The 6,553-nt window shown below is 57.9% G+C and carries 7 protein-coding genes and 1 pseudogene; 7 read left to right on the top strand and 1 reads right to left on the bottom strand.

Going from position 1 to position 6,553, the window contains the following annotated elements; genetic code table 11:
• Positions 1 to 973 precede the first annotated feature (973 nt).
• The 6 genes from IE224_RS20290 to IE224_RS20265 all read left to right on the top strand — a co-directional run bounded on the left by IE224_RS20290 (position 974) and on the right by IE224_RS20265 (position 3,908).
• A complete protein-coding gene (locus IE224_RS20290) occupies positions 974 to 1,210 on the top strand; it encodes a type II toxin-antitoxin system CcdA family antitoxin (protein WP_191313283.1) in 237 nt (78 codons plus the stop codon).
• Entirely contained in the window at positions 1,210 to 1,509 is a 300-nt protein-coding gene (locus IE224_RS20285) for a CcdB family protein (RefSeq protein ID WP_191313281.1), read from the top strand. The genes IE224_RS20290 and IE224_RS20285 overlap by 1 nt, the downstream gene beginning before the upstream one ends.
• Before the next feature lie 440 nt (positions 1,510 to 1,949).
• The gene (locus IE224_RS20280) at positions 1,950 to 2,462 is read left to right on the top strand and encodes a VPLPA-CTERM sorting domain-containing protein (protein ID WP_191313279.1); all 513 of its coding nucleotides are present in this window, start codon (positions 1,950 to 1,952) and stop codon (positions 2,460 to 2,462) included.
• Positions 2,463 to 2,627: 165 nt separating this feature from the next.
• Complete coding sequence (locus IE224_RS20275) at positions 2,628 to 2,894, top strand: type II toxin-antitoxin system RelE/ParE family toxin (RefSeq protein WP_229849494.1); 267 nt, start codon at positions 2,628 to 2,630, stop codon at positions 2,892 to 2,894.
• An 11-nt stretch (positions 2,895 to 2,905) separates the two neighbouring features.
• Positions 2,906 to 3,202 (top strand): addiction module antidote protein, encoded by a 297-nt coding sequence (locus tag IE224_RS20270; RefSeq protein WP_191313277.1) that lies wholly within the window; start codon positions 2,906 to 2,908, stop codon positions 3,200 to 3,202.
• A gap of 166 nt (positions 3,203 to 3,368) precedes the next feature.
• The gene (locus tag IE224_RS20265; RefSeq protein WP_191313285.1) at positions 3,369 to 3,908 is read left to right on the top strand and encodes a hypothetical protein; all 540 of its coding nucleotides are present in this window, start codon (positions 3,369 to 3,371) and stop codon (positions 3,906 to 3,908) included.
• A gap of 106 nt (positions 3,909 to 4,014) precedes the next feature.
• Here IE224_RS20265 and IE224_RS20260 read toward each other — a convergent pair.
• A pseudogene (locus IE224_RS20260) lies at positions 4,015 to 4,227 on the bottom strand (transposase); the annotation flags it as partial.
• Between the two features lie 896 nt (positions 4,228 to 5,123).
• On the opposite strand from IE224_RS20260, the gene IE224_RS20255 reads away from it, so the two are divergent.
• Positions 5,124 to 5,930 carry a VOC family protein gene (locus tag IE224_RS20255; protein WP_191313275.1) on the top strand — a complete coding sequence of 269 codons (807 nt, stop codon included), beginning with the start codon at positions 5,124 to 5,126 and terminating at the stop codon, positions 5,928 to 5,930.
• The last annotated feature ends 623 nt before the right edge of the window (positions 5,931 to 6,553 follow it).

Here is a 6,553-nt window from a genome sequence, read left to right as displayed (position 1 = left end):
TTCCTTGTGGAGGATGAACTAGCCGCACAAGGTGGACGCTTCACGAGAGCAGACGACTGGGCCTCTTATGTGGTGCAGGACGGCCTTCTGATTACCGGTCAGAACCCAGGTTCCTCTAAGGAAACGGCGCAGCGGCTTCTATCGGCCTTGAAGAGTTCTCAGATCAGCTGATCAGCAGGGTGCGAAAGGGGAAGTGACCCACCTTGCACACAGATGCCAAGGTGCGGTCGCATCCTCAATGCCGTTAGCAAACTACCCTGACACAGACACAGCAACCGGAGGTGTCGGCGTCAGAGCAGTCATTCACCGAACCGCCGCTTGGAACTTCACCAAGTCGGTGAACTAGGGAGCCGCCGAGACCGTCTGAAACAGCGAACCTAAGCAGAGGTTACAAGAGCCGGAGAAATGCTTTCTGAACCATGCTTAACAGGCTTTTAAAAGGCTTTCCAGCCGAGCGGCGGAACTCGGAAAACACGACATAAAAACCGCTCGGCTGATCAGGTCGTTATGACGTTGATTGACCCGTCAGTAAATTTGTCCAAATAGACAGCCTCTGGTTGTGAGCGGCAAAGAGCGTGCCCACTATGGTTAACGCGCCGGCGCGGCCGCATCCGAAGCGCACAGGGAAGCAATCTCCATTTTGTCTTAAGATACTGGTATAAAGCAAATTTTTGGAGATTTTATGCAATTATAGCGTTTTAATAGCGATTGCTGGAGAGAGCGGTCGATTGTCTGTGTTTTGAGTATTGTTTCTCAGTGAGCTCCGCCCTTTCGGCCGGGCTTTTTGCTGCCTGCTATCCAGGCGGGTTCAACTCCTGGCTGCGCACCCGCTGATATAGAGGTTTATGACAGGGAATGGGCGCGGGCGGGGACGCGTTGGGGTTGTGGAGGTGGGGCCGCAGCCTGACCCTGTCGAGCCACTTGCCTGCTAAGGCGAATGCACATATATCATGCGCATAGCACAAGGTGAGTCATGCAAGTTCACTCAGCGCCCAGAAAGCCCACGAACCTGACCCTGGACCCATCGCTCCTGAGCGAAGCGCGATCTTTCGGCGTGAACCTGTCCCAAGCCGCCGAGGCCGGGTTGCGCCGCGCTGTGGCCGAAGCCAAGGCACAGGCCTGGCAGCGCGAGAATGCTGCGGCCCTTGCCAGCTCGAACGCCTGGATTGAGGCGCATGGCCTGCCGCTCGATCAGTATCGCCAGTTCTAATGGCTCGCTTCGACGTTTACGCCCGCCCCGGCGGCGCGGGCTATGTGCTGGATGTCCAGGCCGATGTTCTAAGAGGGCTGAACACGCGCATCGTCGTGCCGCTTCTGCCTTTGGCCGAGGCTCCGGAACCTGCAAAACGGCTCAATCCTGTATTCGAGATCGGGGCCGAGCCGCATGTCATGGTCACGCAGTTCATGGCGGCGGTCCCGCGCGCCCTGCTGCGCAGTCCCATTGCCAATCTGGCCGAGCAGGACAGCGCTATCATGGTAGCCCTGGACATGGTGCTGGTTGGTTTCTGAAGCCCGACCGACAGAAAAGATCGCTGCCTGAACAGCTCGGACCGTCCTGATCCGCTAGTTTCCGTGTAACGCTCCGCCAAGCCACCCATTGGTCCAGCCAGGGCAGGGCGAAGTCCCGCTTTTGGCAGTGTTATGCTGCCAAATTGCAAGTCCTGCTACAGTCTGCCGGAGCCGAGGCACGGCTCAATCCCTGGCTGCGTTGTCACCGTACTGGTTTTATGACACGGAAATCGGGCGGGCGCGGGAGCATGCCGGGTTGTGAAAGTCAGGAGACGCTTCGTCGCCGGAGTGGCTCGCTTAAGTTGACCAATAGGATAGTAGACGGTGGTATGGCAGGGCGGTAGATATGCCCTTACCTGTTTCAACCGAAGCGCGATTCTGCCCTGGCCGCTACCCTTGTTTGCCTCTCTTGGGAGGCCTTTTCTGAGCTCGAATTTGCCATGAAATCTCTTTTTACCGCCGCTATTCTGTCCTTTGCCTCCCTCGCGGGTTCAGCTTCGGCCGCGACCGTTGATGCAGTACAGATGAAGCAGAACGACTGGATCGTCTTTGATTTTGCGTCTGAGCAAGGAACGTTCAAGGTCACGCCGGGCAGCACCAACGGATCTTTCTCCTATAGCTATGGGTTCTCGGACAGCCTCTGCCCGCAGTCCTGGGCCTGCATGCCCCAGACCCGTGCGTTCAACACCGTTTACGCAAATGGTGGTGGTGACTTTGGCTATGGCTGGAACCCGCAATCGTTCGGCGGCGTGATCAGCGAAACCACCCTCACTGCTGCCAAGAACAGCCTTTACCTGTTCTTCCGCGTCACCTCGGGAAGCGCGTCGGTTTCGCAGTTGGTGGCCGATGTGCCTGAGGCTCCTGCACCGGTTCCACTGCCAGCCCCCGTGCTTCTTCTCCTGGGTAGCATTGCTGGTCTTGCTGCCCTGCGCCGGCGTAAAAAAGTGGCCTGATCACGATCGGACACCAAGGTGTCCGGTGACGCTTTTTATGAAACAAAGGCCGCGTGATGTAGGCCTTTTCTGTCTTCCCAGGTTAGGTTGGTGCCGAGCTTGCCCCAGGGGCGGTCAAGATGCAGCCATTCTTTGGATGTTATCACGTGGCTGAACTGATCCGCAGTGCGACCTTTGATCGCTGGCTTTCGGGGCTGCGTGATCGCCGTGCGGTTGCCCGGATTGCTGCCCACCTGGATCGCCTTGCTGGGCAATCTCGGAGATGCGCAGCCTGTTGGCGACGGAGTGTGGGAACTCCGGATCAACTATGGGCCAGGCTATCGGGTGTATTTCATCCAGCGTGGCCCGGTTCTGATCATCCTGCTGTGTAGAGGCGACAAGTCCTCGCAAGACAAGGACATCAAGCAAGCCAAGGTTTTGGCCGAACAGTGAAAGGGTTGAGCATGAGGGAAGAACAGTTTGCCCGCTACGACAGTGCCGACTACCTCAAGACCGAGGAAGACATTGCCGCCTACCTCGAAGCTGTCATGGAAGAAGGCGGCGATGATCCGGCTTATATCGCCCGTGCTCTTGGAGTGGTTGCCCGCGCCCGGAACATGACAGCCCTCGCTCAGGAAGTGGACATGAGCCGGGTGGGGCTGAACAAGGCCCTGTCAGGGGAAGGCAACCCGACACTTTCCACCGTCTTGAAGGTTGCCAAGGCGCTCGGGCTGAAGGTGTCGATCCAGCCTGCAGCGTGAGCTTTACTTCCGGCTGCGCTGCGGCGCATGAGGTTTCAGGGTCCGGGGAGCGGGAGCGCGCCAGGGTTGTGAGGTGGCCGCAGGCGGGTCGCGCCTTCGCTGGCTGGTCAAGGCGGGGCTGCAAGGCTGAAAATCATCCTGCTGCCAAAAGGTTTTTCTTGCTACGGTGCTGCTGATCTTCACCCCGCATCGTGAGAAAACCGAGTCCATGAAAAAGTCCCGATTGAAGCTGCCCGGCATGGTCGGAGCCTCGGTTTCCCTGTGGTTCGCTTTCGCGCCCGTCTTTGATCCAGCTTACGCTGAGAGCAAACCCCCTCCGCCGGACGTCATTGCCTGCCTGAAGGCCGTTCAGCCGCTGGATATGGGCTATCGGAGCTGGATGGAGCAGCGATGTGCGTCCGTAGCTTTTGAAATATGCACGAAGGTTGATGCGGAGACAGGATCATGCTTGTCCGATGTGATCGCGTCTATGCGCCTGTTCCACGACAGGCTTATGTCGGTTCTTCCGGCCAAGATTGATGGCTATGGGTTTCTGCCAGGTCGGTATGAACGCACCCTGGAAAGGACACGCGATACGTTTGACGCTGTCTCCGGGTGTGAGGGCCAAAGCGGCTATGCGCACACCCGCTGCGAATTCGTTGCGCTTTCCATCGCCACCTTCGAGTCCTTCTACCTGGCTGAACTGGCCGATGTGGACATCCCTTGACAGATGTTCTCATCATCAGCCGAAATGACAATCTGGTCTTTATCAGGTCGTAGTCCTGGCAACCATTGCTCCACCGCAGCCCATAACGGGTAATCATCGGCGCCAAGCTTGCCGCGACGCTTCCTCCTTCAAGCATCAGAAACCGCCAACGATACAACAGATTTGGCGCTACGCCATTGCGCCGCGCCACGACCGAGATGCTGGCACCGTCGCCGAACGTCTCCTCGACGATCCGCAGCTTGTCAGCAGCGGTCCAGCGGCGCCGACAACCGCCATCGGCAATGATATCAAATTCAGACATAAGCACGTGCTCAGGCATATGCCTAAGCCTCCATGGCTATGCCCAAGTGTACGGTCGAAACAGGGGCCAGTTCAGGCATGATACCCGTTGCTGCCGTGGCTAGGTGCACGCTGCAGGATGCAAGGCTAGATTAGGCTACTTTCTGCGACGACAAAGGCCAATCAAGCCTCCATGCCAGCCAAAAGCAGAAGAGCCGAAGCGGGCAGCGGAACGGGAGCAGGCTCTTGTGGGAGCAATCCGCCATTTTGACCTAATTTGTACACACATTCATTTTGCATGATGCGCAACAATGAAGTATCGTCAGGGTTGCAATAAGGACAGCACTTACCCCAGATTGCACTAGCCCCTGGCGCCACGACACGCCAGGGGCCATTTTGTGATCCGAGAGTTGAAACAAGCCTAATTCAGAGCGGTTAGCCGGTTCCATCCCACGACGATGGAGTATGGTTAACGATTGCTGCCCCGCCTTCCCCGGCGGGGCTATTTTCTGTTTGGCAGGGTTTTTCTTTGCGCCGCTGCATTGTCCGCCGCCAGAGCCGTGGGATGCGAAGAGTGACGCGCCTCTCAGTCCTCAGTAGCATGTCCGCGTTTGCTCAATAGCAAAACATAAGCAAATCTTTTCATCAGGCTGCCGCAGATGTCCTTTCGGACAAGCAAGGGATCCAGATCTAGTTTTTTTCGTTGCACAGGAGAACCTCGGTCATCAAGGGCTCCTGCCATGCTCAACTTCCTGATCTCGCTCGCTGTTATGTTCCTGGACGCTGTTATCATGTTCGGATTGGCAGTGGCTGCAGTGGCCTGAGGGATCTTCGGCCGCCCACTTTATGAGTCTGGCAAAAAGACATCCGTCAGCGAAGATCGGGCGATGCGACCTGTATCATGGTCGTGACCATGAACCGCTGAAGGAGCGCGCCATGCGCCATATCGATCATGTCGTGGTTGCTGCCCGGGACCTGGACGGAGCCGCCAATCTTTACGCCCGGCTGGGTTTTCAGGTCGGACCACGCAACCGCCACCCTTGGGGGACCGAGAACCGGATCATCCAGTTCCGGCAGTCATTCATCGAACTGATCACGGTGCCCGAAGATGCAGACATCCCGCCGCACGCTCCGGGCCATTTCAGCTTTGGAGCGTTCGTGCGCGATTACCTGCAGCGGCGCGAAGGAGTGGCGATGCTGGTGCTGAGCAGCGCTGATGCCACAGCCGACGCCGTGCGCTTTGCCCAGGAGGGCATTGGCGACTTCTCCCCCTTCCGGTTCGAGCGAACCGGCAGACGCCCCGATGGCAGCGCCACGCATGTCGCCTTCAGCTTGGCCTTTGCCGTGGACACCCAGGCACCAGGCCTTGGCTTCTTCACCTGCCAGCAGCATTTCCCCCAAGCCTTCTGGAACGAGGCGCTGCAACGACATGCAAACGGCGCCACCGCCATCACACGTGTCACCATTGCCGCTCCGCGTCCTCAAGATCATGCGGCCTTTCTGTCAGCTTTCACGGGATCGCCGGTGACGGAGCCGACGCACGTGTCCTTGGACGGCGGTGTGATCACCTTGATCCCGGGCACGGCAGCGCCGGCCTTCGTCGGGCTGGACGTCCAGGTGCCGGACCTGGAAGGCTTGGCAGAAAGGCTTCGTGCCTCATGCATTGCACTTGACGAGCAGGCGGGAGCAGTAACTGTTAAGCCTGATGGTCTTCATGGCGTCAGACTATCCTTTGTCTGCTAGACAACCGTTGCAGACGTAACTTTGACAACCGGTGCAATGTGACCGTTTCACGCGGCGGTATGATCGCAGCTACCGCTTGCTAAACCCGCACCGGATCAGTCCCATCTTCCTGGAGGCGCTCGATCATGGGCAATGGGCGATATGAAAGGGATGCCCCGGCTGATGACTGCCGGAGCGCGGGAGAAGTGAGGGAGAGAATGTGGCCGCATCCACCGGCCACTGGGCTTCGGGTTGATGAACGTGGAGCCGAGGTCATGGTTCCAATAGGACGCAAGCGGGATATGTTGGCATCCAGGTCTGCGGCTGTTCGATGGGTCTCCAGAGGAATTCGGTTGAACACGAGGCTGTGGGTCTTGCTCGCTGCCTGGTCAGCGCCAAGACCATTCATGCAAGTATGCCCCTCGGACGAGCATTCTTGATGCACGCGAAACGAAAAGCCGCATTTCCGGCAATAGGAACCAATCACATCCTTAGGTTGAAAACAGCCTGTTGTCTTACCGCGGGGGTATCGTTAACGTTCAAATCAACCATGGCAAGAACCGAAGACCCGCACTGCCAGGCGGGTCTTTCTTGTTTACAGGATGGCCCGCGCCACGCGGATCATCTGAAGCAGCTCATAGTTT

Source organism: Paracoccus aerius (genome assembly GCF_014656455.1).
In the GTDB taxonomy this organism is placed as follows: Bacteria; Pseudomonadota; Alphaproteobacteria; order Rhodobacterales; family Rhodobacteraceae; genus Paracoccus; species Paracoccus aerius.
Note: the sequence above shows the minus strand (reverse complement) of the source record. Positions and strands in the feature narration are given on the sequence as shown.